Consider the following 21,754-nt stretch of genomic DNA (forward strand, 5'->3'; position numbering starts at 1 on the left):
ACACACCCTGGAGGGGTTCCCGAGTGGCCAAAGGGAGCAGACTGTAAATCTGCCGGCACTGCCTTCGATGGTTCGAATCCGTCTCCCTCCACCATATTATCCTTAATTGGAAAATCGAAAAGCCAACTCATTGAGTTGGCTTTTTTCGTTTCCGAGCCTTCCTGCAAAGCCCTTCTTAGCCCAATACAATCGTAGACTCTATTCAAACTATGTAGACCTACAGAACTTGATGTATTCAATACTTCTTAGATTCCATAATCAAATAATCACATCCCTTATTAATCTATTGAGATATATCAATATTTTATAAAACAATAAGCATAAGGTTTTCCTGCAAATACTCATTAAAACGCACAATGTCGTTTAGGCTAAGCAAGGGAAATAAACCATGAATAACAACTATTGGATGATGAATCTGTGTCTTATTGGATTAACAGCGTGTGGCGGCGGAGGGTCCAGTTCTCCTTCGGCTCCCGCATCATCATATATTTCTACCAATCAATATATGCCAGCACAGCATAACGCTGTTTGGCAATATAGTGATGACAATACAGGGCAAAGCTATCAAGTCACCAGTTCTCCAGTAACCATTGATGCTAATGGTATTGAGACATTTTCACTGAATTGGGTCCACAGTGGATTTACCCAATCTTTCGAATACAAAGATGATCAGCTGAATCTAAAAGGTCTCACCTTCAATCAAGTTTGGGTTAATGGTGTTCACTACAAAGCGCACTTTGATATTTCAAACACTCCATTTACCCTTCTACCGGCTTACGCTGAATTAGGAGGACGCTTGGACACAAGCTATACCTCTGCCGTAACCACCATTACACCAGATATAGGCCCCGCATATACAAATGTCCTACCGATATGGAAAAATCATGGTATTGAAACCATAGTAACTCAACACGGTTACTATGAGGCCGTGCACATCGAGTTCACCCTAGCGTTTGATGTGACGGTCGATACGCCTGCCTATGGGACGATCAACCTAGATCAAGTATCACTAATGCAAGAACTTTGGTTTTCACCGGGGATTGGTATTGTCAAAATCAAAGACACTAGCTCTTCAATTACCTACCCAGCTGAACTCTCACTCGACAGCTTCAATCGCTATCGAGACCAAGATGATGAAATCGCATCACTGCCAGTTGCCATTGAAATTGATGAAAAGAGCCCTTGGAAAAATCTACATAAAGCCTTTGGTATTGAGGCATTTTATGGAACTTGGACAGAAACCACCAACCAATGCTCACCCGTACCATCAGATAATGCACGATACCAACTCGCGCTATCGCAAGACAGTTACACACTAACAAAGGTGACTTATCAAGATGGGGACTGCAGTATTAACGGAACGAACGTATTCAAAACTGAATCCGTAAAATCAGGTGACTATACGTTTATCAATAACGGTCAACCTTCAAACACCCTTTCGCTCAAACTTAGCGTTCAGTCTGAAAGTTTACGTGAACAGCGCCCTGATAGTCCTTGGAGTAATTACTATGATGGAACAAGCGGTGTCGAAGAGAGCATCAGCCTCAAAAAGACTGGCGATAACCAGCTAAAGTTTGAGATCTATGATTGGGGAAGCATGCACACTCATACACTGAACTACGCGCCATAGCTCACTCTCAGTACTAATTGCTTTCTGAATATAAAAAAGAGCCCTCACCTATTTGGCGAGGGCTCTTCGTTTAATCACGAAACTGGACTAATTAGCCTTGAATACCAACAATTAACCAAGGTGCATTGTCAGTTGTTAGGTCACGCTCTAGGTGCCAGATATCTGTGATATCTTCTTCAACGCCATCCGCAGTGTCACGGTAACGACCGCTGAACTGAAGGCTTAGCTGTGCTTTGCTACCATCGTGGTCTGCACGAACGATTTCAGCATCAACGTACATTACGTCTGTGTGCTGATCACCGTCTAGCTTATTACGCTCAGCTTTTAGGTCTTCAAATAGGCTTGGAGATACATATTCTTCAATCGTGTTTAGCTCGTTGTGATTCCATGCACCTTGCAGTGTACGGTAGTGCTCACGAGAACCGTTGATGAATGCCGCTTGATCAAAGCCCGGTGGGTAGTTATGTGGAACATCGCTTTGTGCACCAAAACCGAAACCACCAGCAGCGCCTTGTGATTGAGGTTGTGCTTGCTCGAAGTTATGAACATTTGGCTGTTGCTTAGGTTGTTCAAACTTGTTCTGACCCATGCCGCCGAATGCTGGCTGTTGACCACGTGCATTCTGCTGATTCATTGAGCCCTGCTTCGCACCCAACATTCCGCGTAGAAATTTAAACGCTAGGAAAGCAATCAGACCCATAATCAGAATATCCATGAACTGGATACCTTCAAATGCGCCACCAAAGAATGCAGCTAAAAGACCACCAGCAAGTAAACCACCTAGCAGACCGCCCATAAGGCCTTTCTTGCTAGAGTTAGCTGCTGTGTTCTTACCCGTTTGATCTTGACGGATCGAATTCGTGTTTTGTTGTTTTGGTGCTGGAGCCGTTTTAAAGCTTTTGCCAAATGACTTACCACCACCAAACTTTTTCGCTTCCGCGATTGGCGTCACCGCGACTGTTACCAACAGGATCGCGACTAGTGAGAAAAATCGTTTCATTATTATCCTTTATAGGTTTTTTATCTTTCGACACCTTAATCATACTCGTTAACAAAGAACAATGAAATATTCACGGCGTTTACACATGTATCATAATATTGCGGCTATTAATTGATTACTAAACTAGCGAAGGGATTGACGGCACTCTGGGGCAGCATTAAAATATTGAACGATGTTCATTTAATAGAAAGTACCCATGGCAAGACGAAACGATCATACTCGCGAACAATTAGTGCAATTAACCTTAAAAACGGTGACCGACTTCTTAGAAGAGCACTCTTATCACGAGCTAAGTCTGCGTAAAATCGCCAATATGATTGGTTATGTTCCAAGTACCTTGGTGAATGTATTCGGCAACTACAACCTATTGCTACTGCATGTTGTTGCTCAAACATTAGATGAACTGGCGTCAGAATCTGCTGTAGCAGTTGAACAATCGAGCAATCCTCAGCAAGCTCTATTCAACCTTGCCTACTGCTACCACGATTTTGCACAAAAACACCCTCACCGTTGGCAGCTTATCTTTGAGCACAACATGAACGGTGAAAACCTTCCTGAATGGCAATCAAACCGTATCGATAGAATGACAGGTATGCTAGAGCAACTATTAATCGCGATTGCTCCTGAACATACTGAAAGCGAAGTCGTTAAAGCCAGCCGTGTATTATGGTCTGGAGTACATGGAATTACTCTACTTAGCGTTGATGATAAATTTTTCGCCTCTGAGCCTATCGATGGTAAAGAGTTGATCAATAACCTAGTCTCAAACTACTTAACCAACTGGTAATCATCCAAGGAAAGACAATGAACAACAGCAGCCAATCTTCGCTGTTAACGCAAAAAAGGTTCCTACCCTACTTTATTACCCAATTTCTGGGAGCCTTTAATGACAACATATTCAAAAATGTTCTGTTACTGTTTGTTGCTTTCGCAAGCGTAGACACGCTACCTATTTCCAGCAATTTATTTATTAATTTGGCCGCTGGCCTTTTTATTCTGCCCTTCTTCCTATTTTCTGCTTTGGCTGGTGTGCTGGCTGACAAATATGAAAAATCGTGGTTTATCCGTAAAGTTAAGCTTCTTGAAGTGGTGATAATGTCACTGGGTGCGGTCGGATTTATCTACGAAAGCTACGAAATATTACTACTGCTTTTGTTTTTGATGGGGACACAAAGTGCCTTCTTTGGCCCCGTTAAGTACGCCCTACTTCCGCAACAGTTAGAAACCAAAGAGCTTGTGTCCGGAAATGCTTTGGTTGAAACAGGCACATTCTTAGCCATCCTAATCGGTACTCTAGGTGCTGGTATTATTGCATCTGAAGAAAGCGCGAAGCTCATTGCTGCGATATGTATTGTTTCGTTCGCCGTGCTTGGCTATGTATCAAGTTGCTTTATCCCAGAAGCGCCAAGTAACGCACCAGATCTGAAAGTAAAGTGGCAGCCAGTAAAGCTAACCCGCGCAACACTCGCTATTGCCAAAAAAGACCGCCCAACCTTTCAAGCACTGATGTCGATCAGCTGGTTCTGGTTCCTCGGTGCAGCTTACCTCACTCAGTTTCCCAACTTCACCAAGGTTTACCTAAACGGTACTGAAAGCGCTGTCGCGTTTTTGTTGGCACTGTTCTCGGTCGGCATTGCGATTGGCTCGTTGGCTTGTGATAAGTTATCTAATCACCGCATTGAAATCGGCATCGTGCCAATGGGCAGCCTGGGTATTTCGATCTTCGGCCTGTTGATGGCGATATCCATCCCAGAGTCTTTGCCTGACTTTAACTCTTTCCATCAGTTTGTGACGTATTCAGAACTATGGCCGCTGTTTGCTTATCTTCTACTACTGGGGATCTCTGGTGGTATTTTTATTGTTCCGCTTTACTCTCTAATGCAGCTACGGGCAAAGCCAAATGAGCGAGCTCAAGTAATCGCCGGGCTCAATATCTACAACTCGCTATTCATGGTCGGGAGCGCTGTTTTAGGTATTGTTTGCCTTAGTATTCTGGAGCTTTCAATTCCACAACTGTTTGTACTGCTCGCGATAGGAAACACTTTGGTTATGCTGTATCTGTTTTATCAGGTGCCTATTTACGCTTTCCGTTTCTTTACGTGGGTGGTCACTCACACCATGTACCGAGTTAAACATAAAAATTTACATCACCTGCCAGAAAAAGGTGGCGCATTGATTATCTGTAACCATGTGAGTTATATGGATGCATTATTACTGAGCGCCGTTTGCCCTCGCTTGATCCGCTTTGTGATGGAAGAAGATTACACCAAGTTGCCGCCTATTCGACGTTTCTTGAAAAGAGCTGGGGTTATTCCAATCTCCGCAACCAACCGTAGCTCGATTCGAAATGCTTTTAAAGAAGTAGAACGCGCCCTGCATGAAGGCCACATCGTGTGTATTTTTCCAGAAGGAAAGCTAACCTCTGATGGCGAAGTCGCAGAGTTCATGCGTGGTATGGAGCTGATTATCAAACGTTCTCCGGTGTCTGTCATTCCAATGGCTCTCAAAGGGCTATGGGGCAGCTACTTCAGTCGTTACAAAGGCAGTGCCTGCAAAGGACTACCAACCCGCTTCTGGACCAAGTTAGAAATAGAAGCGGGCAAGCCAATTCTCGCTAAAGATGCCTCATGCAAAACTCTTCGGCAGTCAGTCTCAGACCTTCGCGGAACACTACGCTAGATAACCAGCCCTTTATTCATATCAGCTGAACAAGCGTTAAATTTTTCTTAACGTTTGTTCAATTCATTTAGACTTACTTATCATTTTATTGAACGTATAGTGGTCTCATTACAATAACGCGACAATACAACAAGACTCTAAATACAATGAATCTAAAAAAGTCTGCTCCATTTTATCTTGCTGCACTGTTTTGCTTAACACCTTGGGTAAGCTCACCGACGGCCCTCGTTATTGGCTTCCTGCTTGCTAGTTTAGGTTTAGTCCCTGAGCATCTAGAAGTAGGCAAACTCACAAAGAAGTTACTGGCCTACTCGATTGTCGGCTTAGGCTTTGGCATTCAGTTTGAAAAAGCATTGGCGGTAACAGGCGACGGTATTGGTTTAATTGTCACGACCATCATTGGTACGTTAGTCATTGGTTGGTTCTTAGCCAAACGAATGGGATTGGATCGCACCACGGGTTACCTAATCTCTTCAGGTACCGCTATTTGTGGTGGTAGCGCGATAGCAGCTGTGGCACCTGCGATTAAAGCGGACGATGAACAGATTGGCTTGGCGTTAGCTACGGTATTTGTATTGAACTCAGTAGCTCTATTCTTATTCCCGATGATTGGCCACGCGCTTGAGTTAAGCCAACAAACATTTGGTACTTGGGCCGCCATTGCGATTCACGATACATCTTCTGTGGTAGGTGCAGCTTCGGCTTATGGTGAAGAAGCACTGACGACAGCGACAACATTGAAGCTCGCTCGTGCACTTTGGATCATCCCAATCGCTTTAGTCAGCACGATGATCTTCAAGAACGATCAAAAGAAGATTACGATTCCTTACTTCATTTTCTTCTACTGCGCCGCCATTGCTATCAGTGACTTGCTGCCACAATTTGAGATGGTCTACCAAGGGATCTTTGATGTGTCCAAACGCGCGTTGGTTGTGTGTCTGTTCTTAATTGGCTGTGGTATTTCTGTAGAGAAGTTAAAAGCAGCAGGGCCGAAGCCATTGATGTTTGGTATTACGATGTGGACGATGATCTCGACGGGCTCTTTGGCGTGGTTAACTCTTGCTTAGTTCGCAAAGAAACGCTTTAACTGGTTGTTCGGTTACCTAGACACTCAGATTAGCGAGCCACAAAACAAAAAGGCAAAGCTCTAATGGGCTTTGCCCCTATCGTTTTTAGTGAAAATATCGTTTGTAGTAAAGATATTCTTTGTTACAACAATCACAAATCAAACAGGGGCTTATCACTCTTCTTGCTCTCTCTTTTCATTAAAACAAGTACCACAACCAACACAAATGCGGTGAGTTCAGCCAACGAGCGAGTCAACCCTGACGAAGTGACCGCTTGGCCTATCTGCAGTAAAACCGCAATGATGAGGGCAATTTTCATAATAAGACCTTATTCTATAATCCGTTATTTATAAGGCTTATTATGCTGGATGGTTATAAAGATAATAAATTCTGTTTTGAACTATCTAATTGCTAAATTAACTAACCGCCTGACAGCTTAGTCACCTAACAACTTCGCAAATAACGTCGAGGTAAGCGCTTACCTTTAACTCCTATGCTGAGACAACCAAGAGGCCAATCCAGCGCGTGAGACCTTAATACCCTGCTGTTCTTGCTTAGGCATTCGATAATACTCAACAGGAAATTTGAACCGCTCAAGACGGCCATTCAATTGCTCAGCAAACCACTCTTTGGTTGGCAAATCAGCACAATCCACAATAGCGACAGGCCGAAACCCGAACTCATCGTCTTCAATAGGAACAATAAGCGCCTGATTAACCTCAGACAATTGGTTGAGTGCTCGCTCAATCTCTTCGCAATGAATGTTCTCACCACCAGAAATAAACTGATTGTCGGCGCGACCAATAATCGACACTTGTTCACCAACCCACTCACCAAGATCTTTGCTATCGAACCAGCCGTTCTTATCAACTAATGGCGTTAATTTACCTTGGTGGTAATAACCGGAAGCGAGCGTATCGCCGCCAATAAAGATACGTTGTTCTTCAATTTTCAGCTGGCGATGGTTAAGGACAAAACCTGCAGTATTACTAGAATCAACGGGCTTCGCAGTCACTGTTGAAGCCGCTTCTGTCATGCCGTAGCCAAGCCATGTTTCGATACCCATTTGTTGAGCTTCAAGCCCAAGAGCCTCAGATATATGACTACCGCCTAAAAGTACGTGAGTTAAAGTAAGTGCTCGCTTACTCTTTAGTAATCGATGTAGCTGCGTAGCCACTAATGAGGCATGGCTACAACCTTCTATATCGGCTTCAAGCTGACCAGTGCCTATTTTAATGCAACCACCTGCCGCCAACCAACGATGAACTATCGCCAGCCCCGACACATGGTACATAGGTAAGCTAAGTAACCAAGTGTCGGCTTGTTCAAAGTTGAAAACGTCTAGTAAACCCAGAGCTGAACATAAGTGTTGCTGCAACGTGTGAGCCACCGCTTTCGGGTTCCCGGTAGAGCCAGAAGTGAATACGATGCTCGCTAGATTTTGCGGATTGAAGTTGGAGTCTTGAGATGTCGTTATCCGATTATCATCACCATCGACCTTCACTTCATTTAAGCAAGGCAAGGTCACCAACTGAGTATTTAAATCGACAGTCTCTGATTGCTCTATCCCGCTACGGTCCAAAAGCCAAAGGTAGCTTTGTTGACCTGCTTGATATAAGGAATCGAGCTTTTGCTTCAGGCGTAAGCGAGGTTGAGGCATGGTGAAAGCGCAAATAACACCCAAATTCAGCGCGGCAAGGTAAACAGGGGTCGCTTCAGCTTGATTCTTACCAACAATCGTCAGTACATCACCTTCAGATAGGCCTTGATGAGATAGCTGTTGTTGGTACTCACTCACTAGCACAGACACTTGCTGCCAAGTATAAGTGTGGTGAGTAGTCACTAACGCTGTTTGATGTGGGTTTTGCTGCGCCCACTGTACCCAAAGCGGGTGATGATTAGATTGTGGGCGCATCATAAGATAACCAAGTTATAGATTGAAAACGATCTAAGCCAATCGAACGATCAGCTTAAGAAGACCAAATCAATTGTTGCTGTTCAAGAGTAGAAACCGGAAGCTGACAACCTGGCCAAGAGACTTCGAGCTGTTGTTGATACAAACCAATCGTATCAAGCCCCGGCACTTCATTAGGTAAGTATTGTTGTGCTAATCGAGCAATCTGAGTTAAGCCAAGGCTAGACTCTATGCTTGAGCTTAGTACTGGTTTGATACCGAGTTGTTGTGCACGCTCAATGATTGCCACACAACGCGCTACAGAACCAATAAGAGTTGGCTTGATCACAACAGCTTTAACACCTGTGAGGTCGCTAAGATCAAACTCTGGACTACGCACCGCTTCTTGCAATGTTTCGTCCCACGCAATCGCTACGCCGTGGTCAATGGCAAATGCCAAGCTGTCTTCTGGTTTTTGGCAAGGCTCTTCAATAAAGCTAATACGCTGACGCAGTGACGGCGAAATGTACTTAATGAACTGCTTCGCTTTCTCTGGCTTCCACGCACGGTTAGCATCAAGTCTTAGGGTCAAATCAGGGATCGACTCAAGAAATAAGCTAACCAACATGCCATCGCGAATCGCTTCGTAGAGACCGACTTTTACTTTGGCGACCTTCTCGCCTTTCATCTCATTTAACACAGGGATCAATTCATCTGGATCTCCTGTACACAAAGGCGCGGCTTGGTAATTACCTTCAGCATTGAGTTCGCCTCGTAATTCCATCATCGCCATCGAAAAACCGAAGGCAACAGAAGGATATAACTCATCAAAAGGCGTTTGAGGGTTATTGTGGCTCCAAAGCTCTAATTCGTGTTGCAGCTGAATGCCAGCTTGTTCGGCACCTTCTTGGCTAAAACCCGGCAAAGGCGCAACTTCGCCAAAACCAGTTTTACCATCACACTCAAGTTGGATGATATAGCCAACGCGTTCGTTCAACTTATTGTCACGAAGAATCACACCACTATCCATAGGTAATTGATAACGGTAGAGTTTAGCGTGACGTTGAGAATTCACTGAGTTCATAAAGTTTCCTAAAAAACGGGGAACATCAAAACAAAACGAGCCGCTATTAGCGACTCATTTTAAAGAAGAGAAAGACTATGGGTTACGCGGAAATTTGTCGAAATCAGGTCGACGCTTCTCGTTAAATGCGTTTCGGCCTTCTTGGCCTTCTTCTGTCATGTAGAACATCATGGTGGCGTTACCCGCCAACTCTTGTAGGCCGGCTTGGCCATCACAGTCTGCGTTCAGTGCGGCTTTCAAGCAACGCAGCGCCATTGGGCTGTGTTGAAGAACTTCACGACACCAACGAACGGTTTCTTTTTCTAGGTCGGCAACAGGCACTACGGTGTTTACCAGGCCCATGTCCAATGCTTCTTGAGCATCGTAGAAACGACACAAGAACCAGATTTCACGTGCTTTCTTCTGACCAACGATACGAGCCATGTAAGAAGCACCCCAACCGCCATCGAATGAACCGACTTTAGGACCCGTCTGACCGAACTGAGCGTTTTCAGCTGCGATAGTAAGGTCCGCCATCATGTGAAGAACATGACCACCACCGACTGCCCAACCCGATACCGCTGCGATTACTGGTTTTGGACAAGTACGAATTTGACGTTGGAAATCAAGTACGTTCAAGTGGTGTGTACCTGAATCATCTTGGTATCCGCCGTAGTCACCACGAATACTTTGGTCACCACCAGAACAGAACGCCTTCTCACCAAGACCCGTCAAAATGATTACGCCAACCTTCTCGTCATAACGAGCATCAGCCAGTGCATTGATCATCTCTTTTACGGTTTGTGGACGGAACGCATTGTGGACTTGAGGGCGCGCAATCGTGATTTTCGCAATACCGTCGTCAGACTTGTGGTACTGAATATCTTCAAATTGACTGCTTTCATCGCTCCAGTTAACTGCCGCGTAAAGTTCTTCTTCTGTGATGCCTACTGTTTTAGCCATGGTGATTCCCATTGTTCTATTAGAGACCACGACTAACAGGTAGTCGTGACGGTGTTGCTCTGCTTTTGATAGTGCTTGAGACTAGAGATCCGCTCAGTCAGATTAGCGACGACTGGCGATACATTGGATTATCAAGTTTGAAAACAACTCTGGTTGCTCAAAATGAACATTATGACCAGCGTAGTCGACCTGACTATATTCAAAGCCACTATTCTCAGCTAGCTCCATGAATTTACGATCTTTTTCTCCACACACATAATGCAATAAATGCTCATGAGATTTCAATGTGGCACGTAAATCCGGTTGCTTAGCTAACGAAGTAGATAACAACATATTTGCTACAGATACTCCAAGGTTACCACTACGCTTTATGACCAAAGTTTGTCTTTGCTCATGATTTAGTGAAGAAAAGACGCTTTGTTGATACCAATCGTCTAAAACATCTTCAATCGACTGCTGCGCAAAGCGAACAGCCCACTGCGTATCATGTACTAACCTCTGTGCTCTTTCTTCATCACATTCCAAGCCAAAGTTGCCACCTTCAATAATGACTTTCTCTAGGTTGAGCATCTCAAAGCAAGGGCTTGTCACTCCATACATGGCGAGCCTTCCCCCCATAGAGTAGCCAATCACCACTATAGGATAATCAGCAGGAAGATCGTTTATCGCCAATTGAGCTGTGATGCACTGGACAATTTTCTTGCAGCAATGATCAAACCCTACCGGATCGATAAAGCGACTTTGTCCGTGCCCGGGCAAATCTATGCAAAGACGAGGAAAATCCTCTAGATATGGATGACATGCGCTCCAATCATCCCCGCTTCCGAGTAAACCATGTAGAAAAACAAGCAAAGGTTTGTCAGAAGATTCTTGTACAGCTGGGTAATAATTGGAGTAAAGCATGTAAAGTCCTTAGGCTAATGCCTCGGTGAGCATTGAACTGAATTGTTTCAGCAAAGTAGACGCTTGTTCGGGAGGCGTCTTAACTTCAACGAGCAAGGTACCCTGACCTTGTTCGAAATGTTGTTCGATAATCGTTTGATAGCAATTCAAAGTTTCTGGTGCCGCATAACCAAGCTGGAATTGCGCAGCGGCATGTTCAAAACTAAAACCATGAGGCATTTGATAAAGTGACTGTTTTTGCTGCTCTGGTACCGGCAACAAGTCAAAGATCGCACCGCCATCATTGTTGGTCACAACAATCACCATCGGCGTTACATTGTGAGTCAGCAGAGCCAATGAGTTGAGGTCGTAAAGCAAAGAGGTATCGCCAATCAACATTATCAAGGGGTTTTGGTTGGCTTTCACCACACCCGCAGCCGTTGCTACCAAGCCATCAATACCCGATGCGCCACGATTACTATAAACTTGATTTGCAGATATTGATGACAGCATATCCACCAGCCTTACCATCAAGCTGTTTCCCACAAACAACTCTCTGTCTTTAAGTCTAGTCGACAAGTCAACTGCAACGCTCAACTCGGTCAGTTGGTCATTATTGGATATTTGCGCCAATGCCAATTGTTGAACCGTATTCGCGATTTCGACCAAAGGTGCAGCCCAGCCAGCATGTTGACCTAACAAGGTGGGTAAATGCTGCTCTGACACCCATGACTCGATAGCAGCAACGATATGGGTTTGAGGCAAATGAGCTTGGTTGATTCGGTGCGTATCTGGTGACACAACAATATATTGTGATGAGCAGAATGATGATGCTTGCGACTTTATCCAATGATTAAGGCGCTTAGAAACAATGCGTTCACCGAACTGAAGGATAAAATCACATTGGTTAAGTTGTTCTTTCGCTACATCACTCTGCATCCACAGATCATAATGTTTCCAATCACTTGTGACACCTGATTGAGGGTCACAAAAAACTGGCCAACCTAATGCAGTGGCAAACTGCTGAGCTTTTGTCGCTTGTTCAATATCTAGCGAACCGAGAATAACCACACCCTTACGTCCAAGATACTCACCTGGAGCAATAGGTTGTGTGTTCACTTGATTAGGTAAAAACGTTTGGCTGTAACAACCTGTTCCCGATTTCCACCCAGCGACACTGGATGTGTATTCCGCATACATTTCCGCGCTATTCTCAGAATATAGAGGTTCTGGGAACGGACAGTTGATATGAATCGCACCACCAACATTGCGTTGTTTCACCAAGGCGTGATCAACCGATGTCAGTAACCAATTCAGAGAAACTTGTGTACTAGGGCTTGGTAAGTTTAAAGCACTTTCAACATGGGAAGAAAAGATACCCTGTTGCTGAATCGCTTGATTGGCACCACAGTCGACCAAGTCGATGGGTCTATCAGAGGTCAGCAAGATCAGCTTCTCTCGTGTCAGCCCAGATTCAGCCGTCGCAGGTAGAAGGTTAGCGACAGCAGTACCAGAGGTAACAATCACGGCAACTGGCTTATCACTGGCTTTAGCTAAACCTAAAGCTAAGAATCCAAGACCACGCTCATCAAAGTGCGTGTGTAAGGTTAACTTGGGATTAGCTTCAGCTTCGAGAGTTAACGGTGTTGAGCGTGAGCCCGGTGCGATACAAACATGTTCAACACCGTTGCGTGCTAGCTCTTCAAGTAATGTGTGACTCCAAACTCTATTTAATACGGCTTGGTCGTGATTCATGACGCCACACCCAACGGCGGGTGATCCGAAATCAAGCTGAGTAAGGTCGACATTTTCTTGTTCAATTCTTGCCATTCATGCTCAGCAACCGATCCCGGCACGATCCCCGCACCAGCAAACAACTGTACTTGATCGTTTACAACTAGCGCACTTCGAATCGCGACACAAAACTCCGCTCTCTGATGACTGATATAGCCAACAGAACCTGCATACCAGCCTCGCGCAAACGGTTCGTGTTCAAGAATGAAATCCATCGCCTCTTTACGCGGTAAACCCGCCACCGCAGCAGTCGGCTGCAATGCAGCAAGCAACTGCACACCGTTAACGCCATTATTAAGCTGAGCGTGGATATTACGCTTAAGATGCTGCACCTTACGCAAGCGCACAAGACGCGTATCCTTTTCAACATGGACAGTTTGAGAATGAGGAGTGAGGCGCTCAATGATGTCGTCGACCACATACTGGTTCTCATTGAGGTTTTTACTGTCTTGAGAAAGCCAGTTCGCTAACTCCATATCTTCTGTCGCGTTTTCTCCACGACCAATGGTTCCCGCTAGAGCTTCAGTATCAAGCTCAGTCCCATACCGGCTATACAAACGCTCTGGCGTTGAGCCAATAAAGCTATGTTTAGAATCCAATACCAACATAAAGTGAAAGCTGTGATGGTTTTGCAGGTAGCTGGCCTTGAGTAATTGAGCCGCGCAGATTGGCGCATCAAGCTGCAGTGTGGTTTTACGCGCTAAAACCACTTTCTTGTACTCTTCGTCACTAATGCCCTGAAGCACTTTATCGACCAAATCACCCCACTTTTCTCGTTCTGGAACGTGGTTAATCTGTTCAATGTGAGCCGACAAAGGTGCCAATATCGCCGCTTCTACAGAAAGCTTATTCAAAGCATTAATGGAGGCAACGCGATCAGGAGACAAGTTAACCGCTAGCGACCAAGTGTCGTCAAAGCGGATTAATTCAACCTGAGGAAGGAAGAAAAACGATTCCATGCAACGACGGTTCTTTGCGGTATGTCCATCAAATGAACGTCCACCCCAGATTCGTTGGTCTTCACCAAGAATTGCGTACGCGGGAGCAGGATCAGAAAAAGTGTGCAATTGACCGAGCGCGACGACCTCTTCACGAGTGTCACGTGACTGCCAGTAGAACTTTGGAAAGAGCGGTTGAGCATGAAGCCATTCTATAAATGCAAACGATGGTTTTTGCGTTAGAACTTCAACACAACGAACTTCACTTGCTTGGGCATTTTGTACTCGCTCAATCAAAGCGGAGATAGTTTGCTGGAAATGTGACAAATCGACCTCGTTCACATCTAAATTATTATTATATTAGTTTGATACTTTATGGGCAGCACCCACTTAGATCAAGAATCTACTATATCTTTTGAACATTCCTGTGATTTTAAGCGATCCAGCCTCTTTATTCATCTTAGCCAACAACAAAGAAAGCGATTAATTAAAATTTAGAAAAGAGTGACAACAAAAAGACCAAACGTGACACTGAAATGCGACATTCATCAGATTTTTATTCTATCAAACCCCATTTTGCGGTACTTTAATAAAGTATTTAAATTAATTTCAGGAAATCGGCAATGCAAAATATCGGGATGTCGTCAAAACTCAACAGCGTATGCTACGAAATCAGGGGACCTGTACTCAAACATGCTAAGCGCATGGAAGAAGAAGGGCATAAAATACTGAAGCTTAATATTGGTAACCCCGCCCCATTTGGTTTTGACGCCCCTGATGAAATCCTTGTTGATGTAATCCGTAACCTACCGACATCTCAAGGTTACTGTGACTCAAAAGGCATCTATTCAGCCCGCAAAGCGGTTGTTCAGCACTACCAGAAAAAAGGCCTACGTAACCTTGATGTAGAAGACGTTTACATTGGTAACGGCGCATCAGAGCTTATCGTTATGTCTATGCAGGCGCTACTGGATAATGGTGATGAAATCTTAGTTCCCGCTCCGGACTACCCACTATGGACAGCGTCTGTTGCGCTTTCTGGTGGTACACCGGTTCACTACATGTGTGATGAAGATGCTGATTGGTATCCAGATCTAGACGACATGCGTGCGAAGATCTCACCAAAGACTCGCGGCATCGTTCTTATCAACCCGAACAACCCAACGGGCGCGGTATACAGCCGTGATTTCCTATTACAAGTTGTTGAGATTGCTCGTGAGCACGGTTTGATCATCTTCGCTGATGAAATCTACGACAAAGTGCTTTACGACGGTGCCGTACATACTTCAGTCGCAACGCTTGCTGAAGACGTACTAATGGTCACATTCAATGGTCTATCTAAGGCTTACCGCGTGTGTGGTTTCCGTGGTGGCTGGATGTTCTTAACGGGTCCGAAGCACATAGCGAAAGGCTACGTTGAAGGGTTAGAAATGCTGGCCTCGATGCGTTTGTGTGCCAACGTACCAATGCAGCACGCCATCCAAACAGCACTGGGTGGTTATCAGAGTATCAACGAGCTGATTCTTCCTGGTGGTCGACTGCTTGAGCAACGTGACCGTGCATGGGAACTGATCAACAAGATCCCTGGCGTTTCTTGTGTGAAACCAAAAGGCGCGATGTACCTGTTCCCTAAGATCGACACCAACATGTACAACATCAAAGACGATCAGAAATTCGTGCTCGATTTCCTTAAGCAAGAGAAGGTGCTATTGGTTCAAGGTACTGGGTTCAACTGGCCAAAACCGGATCACTTCCGCATCGTGACTCTGCCACATATCGAAGACCTAGAAATCGCGATTGGTCGTCTAGAGCGCTTCTTACAGACCTACAGCCAAGACGACCTCATCGAAGGTTAATTAGCACAAAGAAAGATGACTACAATTTGCTGTTTTAAAAGACTTTAACTTGTAATCAATCACTTCTATGCTTAAAGGGCTCCTGTTTGGGAGCCTTTTTTGTATCCGCTGTCTCGTATCACGGTGTTAAGCACCAATACGAGTGGAGCATTGTTTATACCAATCACAGTAAGTAAGTGTTCAGAAATAGCGTAGGGAAAAAGCTTGAGAACAAGGCAGCTCTTTTCGACAAGCAGCTTCGATAAGTAGTTATTCTACAATCAAAAATTCTAACATAGTTATCGAGTTTTTTAACAAGCTAGGATGACCAGTTATTTACTACGATTGGTACTATAAGGACGCGTATGAAACAGAGCCATTTCTTTGCCCATCTTGCCCGTATGAAGCTGATTCAACGCTGGCCCCTGATGCGCTCAGTCTCAAGTGAAAACATTTCAGAACATAGCCTGCAAGTTGCTTTCGTGGCACACGCCTTGGCATTGATTAAAAATAAGAAGTTTGATGGCCAGCTCAACCCCGAGCACATTGCGTTGCTTGGTATGTACCACGATACCAGTGAAGTGCTAACGGGTGATTTACCGACGCCAGTTAAATACTACAATCCAGACATCGCACAAGAGTATAAAAAGATAGAAGCGGCAGCAGAGCAAAGACTGCTTTCAATGCTGCCAGAAGAATTCCGCGAAGATTTCGCCCCGTTTTTGATATCAGGAACAGCAAGCAAAGAAGAGCAAAGTATCGTTAAGCAAGCCGACACGATCTGTGCTTACCTAAAATGCTTGGAAGAACTCAGCGCGGGCAATCATGAATACGAACAAGCTAAGCGCCGACTGGAAGAAACGCTCGAACAGCGTAAAAGCCCAGAAATGGACTACTTTCTCACCACATTTGCGCCAAGCTTTGAATTATCACTAGACGAGATAAGCTAGCTGGGTATAAGTTGAGTGTAATTAGCTAAATAAATCAGATTGATAGGTGCTATTTTGACTTCTCCACTCGAACCACCATTTGAACTCGAACAAGAATGGCAACATCGAAATGACGATGAACATAAAATAAGGCGTGATGACCATCGTAGCCCGTATCAACGCGATCGTGCGCGTGTGCTTCACTCTGCGGCTTTTCGTCGCCTCCAAGCAAAAACTCAAGTTCATGGCACCACGGTAAACGATTTCCACCGAACTCGCCTTACCCATTCGCTAGAAGCCGCACAACTTGGTACTGGCATTGTCGCTCAACTCAAGAAAAAGCAGCCCGATTTTCGAGATCTTCTCCCCTCAGATAGCTTGATTGATTCACTGTGTTTAGCTCACGACATTGGCCACCCGCCTTATGGGCATGGTGGTGAAGTCGCGTTGAACTATATGATGCGCGACCATGGTGGCTTTGAAGGCAATGCCCAAACGTTCCGAATAGTGACTCAGTTAGAACCCTACACCGAACATCACGGGATGAATCTATCTCGACGCACTCTGTTGGGGCTGATTAAATACCCTTCACTTCTTAGCGAAGTTCAAGCTAAATTACAGTCTGAGCCTGTTAAGCACCAACGACAACTCCGAGCCAAAGATTGGATGCCAGCAAAAGGCATCTACGATCATGATGAAGAACTTTTTAACTGGGTACTGGAGCCGCTTTCAAGCAGCGACCAACAGCTTCTAAAACAGAAAAGAAAAACGCATACAGAGCCACTTGAGCACAATAAGACCAAATATAAATCACTTGATTGTTCAATCATGGAGTTGGCTGATGACATCGCCTATGGCGTCCACGATTTAGAAGATGCCATTGTGCTTGGCTCTGTGACCAAAACACAATGGGTAGATTCAGCTTATCCTCAACTGAAAGAGATGGCCGATCCTTGGATTTGTGAACACCTAGATTCAATTACAGAGATGCTTTTCTCTGGTGAGCAATATCGTAGAAAAGATGCGATTGGTGGGATAGTTAACGCTCTGTTGACCAGTATTTCGATTGAACGAGTGGATGCTAGCTTTGAGAATGTGCTGTTGGCTTACAATGCCGTGCTTGAACCGAGCATGGATGGCACACTCGATAAACTGAAGCACTTTGTCAGCGAGTTCGTGATTCAAGTGCCTCAGGTTCAAGTCATCGAATACAAAGGCCAACAGATCATCATGGATATGTTTGAAGCATTCAGCGCAGATCCTGAACGCTTGCTGCCACTGCCTATCAAGAAGCAATGGCTACAACATCAAGATGAATCAAGAAAGATGCGCGTGATTGCGGATTACATCTCATCAATGACCGATGACCTTGCGCAGAAAATGCATCAGCAATTGTTCTCAGCTCATACCGAGTTTTAATTCCTGACTCGTACCAGTGAATCGGCTTAATCTAAGTAGTTTTTCTCAAACACACCCGGCGGCATTTGATTGATTTGAAACTGAATCATTTGGTCAAATGCCGTTAGCAAAGGGCTAAAGTCACCATCACTCTCTAGCAAGCTAAGCAAATGATAGCCAGCTTCGACGGTAGAAAGGCTGTTTTCACTGGGCGCTTTACGGATTCGATAATTACCCTTGAGCTCTTTCGGTAAATGAACCGTGCTCAGCGCATGCAAGTTACTCGACACCTGCCACATCTTGAACGCCTTCTTCCACGTCCCATCCAATAAAATCACACGCAGCTTCTTATTAGGGCATGTCACAGATTCAACTGAAACAGAGTTTTCGCTTGGGTATAAAATCACATGTTGGTAATGTTCATTGGCCAGCAATGCGTTCAATTGTTCGTTGTCTGAAAAATCTTCACCGACAAGCGTCACGCTGTTATTTAGAGATAACGAGAGGATACGCGCAGTTCCCATCGGGCGATGCTCTTCTGATGGGTGCTGAAGAATGATAAGCTCAACATTCGATTCGAGTGGTGTAACCCACTGACAAATACAAGCTTTCAAAGCCTTGCTGCATTGGGGGCAATAACGAGACATGGATTTAATGTGTACCCTGTTTTAATTTTCACTTCACTTTTATGCGTCTTATTCCAATTTGAGCCAATACAAGCTTGGGTCGTATGGGATAGCAATGCGATTGCCGAGGGGCAATGGTGGCGGATCCTAACAGGAAACTTTTCACATACCAACTACTCGCACCTTCTGATGAATCTAGCAGGCTTATGGATCATCAGCTACCTGTTTCAACCGAGTAAAAAACAGCTTGTTCTTGCTCTGCTTGTGATTAGTTTAGTGACTGGGATCGCTCTGTTGTTTTCGAGTATTCAGATCTATGTTGGCCTATCTGGCACTTTGCATGGGTTGTTTGGCTTATTCGCGCTCAGTGAGGCTTTAAACGGTAGGAGATCAAGTTGGCTGTTAGTATTGGGATTAATCGCTAAAATCGCTTGGGAGCAGCTTATTGGCCCTTCTAGCACGACTGGCGAACTGATTAATGCTCGTGTCGCGATTGAAGCCCACCTAGCAGGTGCATTGGCCGGAGGCTTCATATCTATCTCTTCATTTCTAACAAGTAGAAAAACGGATCAAAGTTGAATTCTTTCGCGGTTCTTTTCAACCGTCGCTTCACCTATCCCTTTCACACTCACCAAATCATCAGCAGTCGTAAACGCACCGTTTTGATCTCTGTAATCGACGATCTCTTGGGCTTTCTTGTCCCCGACACCAACTAATAGCGCTGAGAGTTCTTCTGCCGTCGCAGTATTAATGTTTACCGTAATCTCGATGCCATCGTAAAGCTCAGCTTTAGATGGGCTATCAGAAAACGCTGGGGAGCTCAGGGCCATCAGAAATGAAAGAAGTAGTGTTGAATATATCGTGCGCATAAACCGTTCCTTTGAACAAAAAACGTAACTTATGCATTTACCGCACTAGATAACACAATCACCAGACAAAAATAAAGCGGGTCACCTAAGTGACCCGCTTCGTTATACATCTTGTTTTCATCAGCTTGTTTGTTGGCTCGCAATTCTTATTTATCGAATAAACCTAATTTGCAAAACAACAACCATCGCATGTTGATTCTCGGTAGTCAGCCACCAAACAGGCTTAACTACCGAGCTAATCTAACTCAAGCTAACCTGAGCTTACTGACCTTGACCCACTACATAGTATTCAACGTCTGCATTTTTACGCAGTACGTTTAGTACATTAGTAAGGTCTTGCTGATTACCAACTCGTTCCAACTGTGCACCAATTTGAGTGCTGTAAGCTGGGTTGATTTCAGCCGTTACTTTAGAAAGCTCAACAACAACGATGTTACCGTCTTGGTCTTTAGATTGACCAAACACAGCTTGACCTGCTTCTGGTTTCGCTAGAGCGAATACAGACGCCGCTAGTGGCGAGTTACGGTCAATCGTTTCAAGTTCAGTGAACTCAAGGTTGTTATCTGCAAGTACTGCTTCGTTACCTTGCTTAAGCTCGTTCACTAGAGAAACACCTAGCTCAACTGCTTGTTGCTCAGCTTGTACAGCAGACAATGCAGCGACAACTTGATCTTTCACTTCAGCTAGAGGAAGAACTGTCTCGTCGCGAGTCTCTTCTACACGAACAACAATCACGTGCTCAGGTGCAACTTCGATAACTTCAGAGTTCAGACCGTCTTCTTTCACTTCAGGGCTCAAGATAGCTTGCATAACTGCAGGCGTCATCAGAACTTCCGGAGCGTCAACTTGAGAGATGAAATCTGTTGTCGTGATCTTCGCATTGATAGCTTCTGCAGAATCATCTAAGGAATCTGGGAATTCAAACGCTACTTTTTCTAGTTCAGTTTGCTGTTCGTAGAACTGGTCTACAGCATGCTGATCTAGTAGTTCTTGCTTAATCTCAGCCGCTACTTCTGTATAAGGCTGAGCTTGAGACGCTTTTACTTCGTCTAGCTTGATGATGTGGTAGCCAAAATCAGATTTAACTAGGCCAGTAGTATCGCCAATATTCTCAAGAGCGAAAGCCGCGTCTTCGAATGCTGGGTCCATAACATCGCGTTCAATCCAACCTAAGTCACCGCCAACATCTGCACTACCGAAGTCGTCAGATTTCTCTTCCGCTAGCGTAGCAAAATCAGCGCCTGCATTTAGCTCATCTAGGATTGACTGAGCTTTCGCTTCGTCATCGCCTTGAACTAGAATGTGGCTAACTTTACGTTGCTCTTCAGTTGAATACTTGTCTAGGTGCTCTTGGTAGTATTTCTGTGCTTCTTCATCGCTTACTTCAAGCTGAGACTTAAGTGCTTCAGCTGAAAGCTCGATGTAAGACACCTTAGCTTGCTCTGGACGAGTGTAAGCTTGAGGGTTCTCAGAATAGTACTGTTCGATTTGCTCGTCAGTTAGTTCGATGCCTTTCGCTAGATCAGCAACAGACAAGGTCACTGTACGAATGTCACGAGTTTGAGCAATAAGTTTGCTTTGCGTATCGATTTCGCCTTGAAGAACAAATTCACTGCCTTGAAGCGCAGTCACAAGCTGGTTACGCATTAGGTCACGACGCATGTATTCAGCGAAGCTTTCTGCGCTGAAACCTGCACGACGCAGTGCTGATTGGTAAACTTCTTGATCAAATTGACCCGCAGTTTGGAACTGAGGCATTTCTAGAATCATTGTACGGATTTGAGAATCACTGATTCGTAGGCCTAGTGACTCAGCTTGCTGCTCGAGTAGAACATCGTTGATCATGCGATCAAGTACTGATTTACGGAAAGACTCTACGTATGCAGGGTCTGCAAGCATTTGAGCGAAGTAATCGCCAAGTTGAGACTGCATACGATTACGTTCGTTTTGGTAAGCTTGTTCGAACTCACCACGAGCAATTTCTGTGTTGCCAACTTTAGCTGCTGCGTTGTTACCGCCACCGGTGATGTAGCTGCCTACACCTGCGAATACGAATGACAGGATAATCAACCCAAGGATAATTTTTACCGCGATGCTATTCACGCCTTCGCGTAATCGATCCATCATAATTTAAGTGCTCTCCGGATATGAAGCATTGGCTTCAAAATAAAAATCTATTCACGCGAT

At 44.8% G+C, this 21,754-nt stretch carries 19 protein-coding genes and 1 tRNA gene; 9 read left to right on the plus strand and 11 right to left on the minus strand.

The features are described from left to right. Window positions 1–9 precede the first annotated feature (9 nt). Together AACR09_RS06400 and AACR09_RS06405 are read left to right on the plus strand one after the other, a co-directional pair. Window positions 10–94: transfer RNA gene (locus AACR09_RS06400), tRNA-Tyr, on the plus strand. Window positions 95–388: 294 nt separating this feature from the next. Continuing rightward, entirely contained in the window at window positions 389–1,630 is a 1,242-nt protein-coding gene (locus tag AACR09_RS06405; RefSeq protein WP_017095604.1) for a hypothetical protein, read from the plus strand. 91 nt (window positions 1,631–1,721) lie between these two features. Here AACR09_RS06405 and AACR09_RS06410 read toward each other — a convergent pair whose 3' ends face one another. Beyond that, entirely contained in the window at window positions 1,722–2,630 is a 909-nt protein-coding gene (locus AACR09_RS06410; protein WP_017076759.1) for a Tim44 domain-containing protein, read from the minus strand. Between the two features lie 196 nt (window positions 2,631–2,826). On the opposite strand from AACR09_RS06410, the gene AACR09_RS06415 reads away from it, so the two are divergent. From AACR09_RS06415 to AACR09_RS06425, 3 genes are all read left to right on the plus strand, one after another. Beyond that, window positions 2,827–3,417, plus strand: coding sequence for a TetR/AcrR family transcriptional regulator (locus AACR09_RS06415; protein ID WP_004736110.1), 591 nt, complete (start codon window positions 2,827–2,829; stop codon window positions 3,415–3,417). Window positions 3,418–3,434: 17 nt separating this feature from the next. Next, complete coding sequence (locus AACR09_RS06420) at window positions 3,435–5,309, plus strand: MFS transporter (RefSeq protein WP_017084561.1); 1,875 nt, start codon at window positions 3,435–3,437, stop codon at window positions 5,307–5,309. A 146-nt stretch (window positions 5,310–5,455) separates the two neighbouring features. Further along, window positions 5,456–6,376 carry a YeiH family protein gene (locus AACR09_RS06425; protein ID WP_104215563.1) on the plus strand — a complete coding sequence of 307 codons (921 nt, stop codon included), beginning with the start codon at window positions 5,456–5,458 and terminating at the stop codon, window positions 6,374–6,376. 151 nt (window positions 6,377–6,527) lie between these two features. On the opposite strand, the gene AACR09_RS06430 is transcribed toward AACR09_RS06425, so the two are convergent. From AACR09_RS06430 to AACR09_RS06460, 7 genes are all read right to left on the minus strand, one after another. Further along, window positions 6,528–6,695, minus strand: coding sequence for a hypothetical protein (locus tag AACR09_RS06430; protein WP_004736103.1), 168 nt, complete (start codon window positions 6,693–6,695; stop codon window positions 6,528–6,530). 165 nt (window positions 6,696–6,860) lie between these two features. Further along, window positions 6,861–8,294 carry an o-succinylbenzoate--CoA ligase gene (gene menE, locus AACR09_RS06435; RefSeq protein ID WP_193836222.1) on the minus strand — a complete coding sequence of 478 codons (1,434 nt, stop codon included), beginning with the start codon at window positions 8,292–8,294 and terminating at the stop codon, window positions 6,861–6,863. A 52-nt stretch (window positions 8,295–8,346) separates the two neighbouring features. Further along, window positions 8,347–9,354, minus strand: coding sequence for an o-succinylbenzoate synthase (gene menC / locus AACR09_RS06440; RefSeq protein ID WP_193836223.1), 1,008 nt, complete (start codon window positions 9,352–9,354; stop codon window positions 8,347–8,349). Window positions 9,355–9,429: 75 nt separating this feature from the next. Continuing rightward, window positions 9,430–10,296, minus strand: coding sequence for a 1,4-dihydroxy-2-naphthoyl-CoA synthase (menB, locus tag AACR09_RS06445; RefSeq protein WP_029222208.1), 867 nt, complete (start codon window positions 10,294–10,296; stop codon window positions 9,430–9,432). Between the two features lie 102 nt (window positions 10,297–10,398). Beyond that, entirely contained in the window at window positions 10,399–11,199 is an 801-nt protein-coding gene (menH, locus tag AACR09_RS06450) for a 2-succinyl-6-hydroxy-2,4-cyclohexadiene-1-carboxylate synthase (protein ID WP_193836224.1), read from the minus strand. A gap of 9 nt (window positions 11,200–11,208) precedes the next feature. Further along, window positions 11,209–12,933 (minus strand): 2-succinyl-5-enolpyruvyl-6-hydroxy-3-cyclohexene-1-carboxylic-acid synthase, encoded by a 1,725-nt coding sequence (gene menD / locus AACR09_RS06455; protein WP_193836266.1) that lies wholly within the window; start codon window positions 12,931–12,933, stop codon window positions 11,209–11,211. After that, the gene (locus tag AACR09_RS06460; protein WP_193836225.1) at window positions 12,930–14,237 is read right to left on the minus strand and encodes an isochorismate synthase; all 1,308 of its coding nucleotides are present in this window, start codon (window positions 14,235–14,237) and stop codon (window positions 12,930–12,932) included. The genes menD and AACR09_RS06460 overlap by 4 nt, the downstream gene beginning before the upstream one ends. A 296-nt stretch (window positions 14,238–14,533) precedes the next feature. On the opposite strand from AACR09_RS06460, the gene AACR09_RS06465 reads away from it, so the two are divergent. The 3 genes from AACR09_RS06465 to AACR09_RS06475 all read left to right on the plus strand — a co-directional run bounded on the left by AACR09_RS06465 (window position 14,534) and on the right by AACR09_RS06475 (window position 18,093). Next, window positions 14,534–15,766 carry a pyridoxal phosphate-dependent aminotransferase gene (locus tag AACR09_RS06465; protein WP_004736094.1) on the plus strand — a complete coding sequence of 411 codons (1,233 nt, stop codon included), beginning with the start codon at window positions 14,534–14,536 and terminating at the stop codon, window positions 15,764–15,766. Between the two features lie 344 nt (window positions 15,767–16,110). Further along, entirely contained in the window at window positions 16,111–16,695 is a 585-nt protein-coding gene (gene yfbR, locus AACR09_RS06470) for a 5'-deoxynucleotidase (protein WP_193836226.1), read from the plus strand. 54 nt (window positions 16,696–16,749) lie between these two features. Then, window positions 16,750–18,093: an anti-phage deoxyguanosine triphosphatase gene (locus tag AACR09_RS06475; protein ID WP_102457549.1), complete on the plus strand. Its 1,344-nt coding sequence runs from the start codon at window positions 16,750–16,752 to the stop codon at window positions 18,091–18,093. A 26-nt stretch (window positions 18,094–18,119) separates the two neighbouring features. Here AACR09_RS06475 and AACR09_RS06480 read toward each other — a convergent pair whose 3' ends face one another. After that, complete coding sequence (locus AACR09_RS06480) at window positions 18,120–18,719, minus strand: tRNA-uridine aminocarboxypropyltransferase (protein ID WP_102446063.1); 600 nt, start codon at window positions 18,717–18,719, stop codon at window positions 18,120–18,122. Between the two features lie 9 nt (window positions 18,720–18,728). On the opposite strand from AACR09_RS06480, the gene rrtA reads away from it, so the two are divergent. Continuing rightward, window positions 18,729–19,277, plus strand: coding sequence for a rhombosortase (rrtA, locus tag AACR09_RS06485; RefSeq protein WP_193836227.1), 549 nt, complete (start codon window positions 18,729–18,731; stop codon window positions 19,275–19,277). Here rrtA and AACR09_RS06490 read toward each other — a convergent pair. Then, on the minus strand, window positions 19,268–19,567 hold the full coding sequence (locus AACR09_RS06490; RefSeq protein ID WP_054548192.1) for a ComEA family DNA-binding protein: 300 nt from the start codon (window positions 19,565–19,567) through the stop codon (window positions 19,268–19,270). The genes rrtA and AACR09_RS06490 overlap by 10 nt on opposite strands. A gap of 261 nt (window positions 19,568–19,828) precedes the next feature. After that, window positions 19,829–21,694, minus strand: coding sequence for a peptidylprolyl isomerase (ppiD, locus tag AACR09_RS06495; RefSeq protein ID WP_004736085.1), 1,866 nt, complete (start codon window positions 21,692–21,694; stop codon window positions 19,829–19,831). Window positions 21,695–21,754 lie beyond the last annotated feature (60 nt).

The sequence above is a fragment of the Vibrio sp. OPT20 genome, from assembly GCF_963889365.1.
Classification (GTDB): Bacteria; Pseudomonadota; Gammaproteobacteria; order Enterobacterales; family Vibrionaceae; genus Vibrio; species Vibrio splendidus.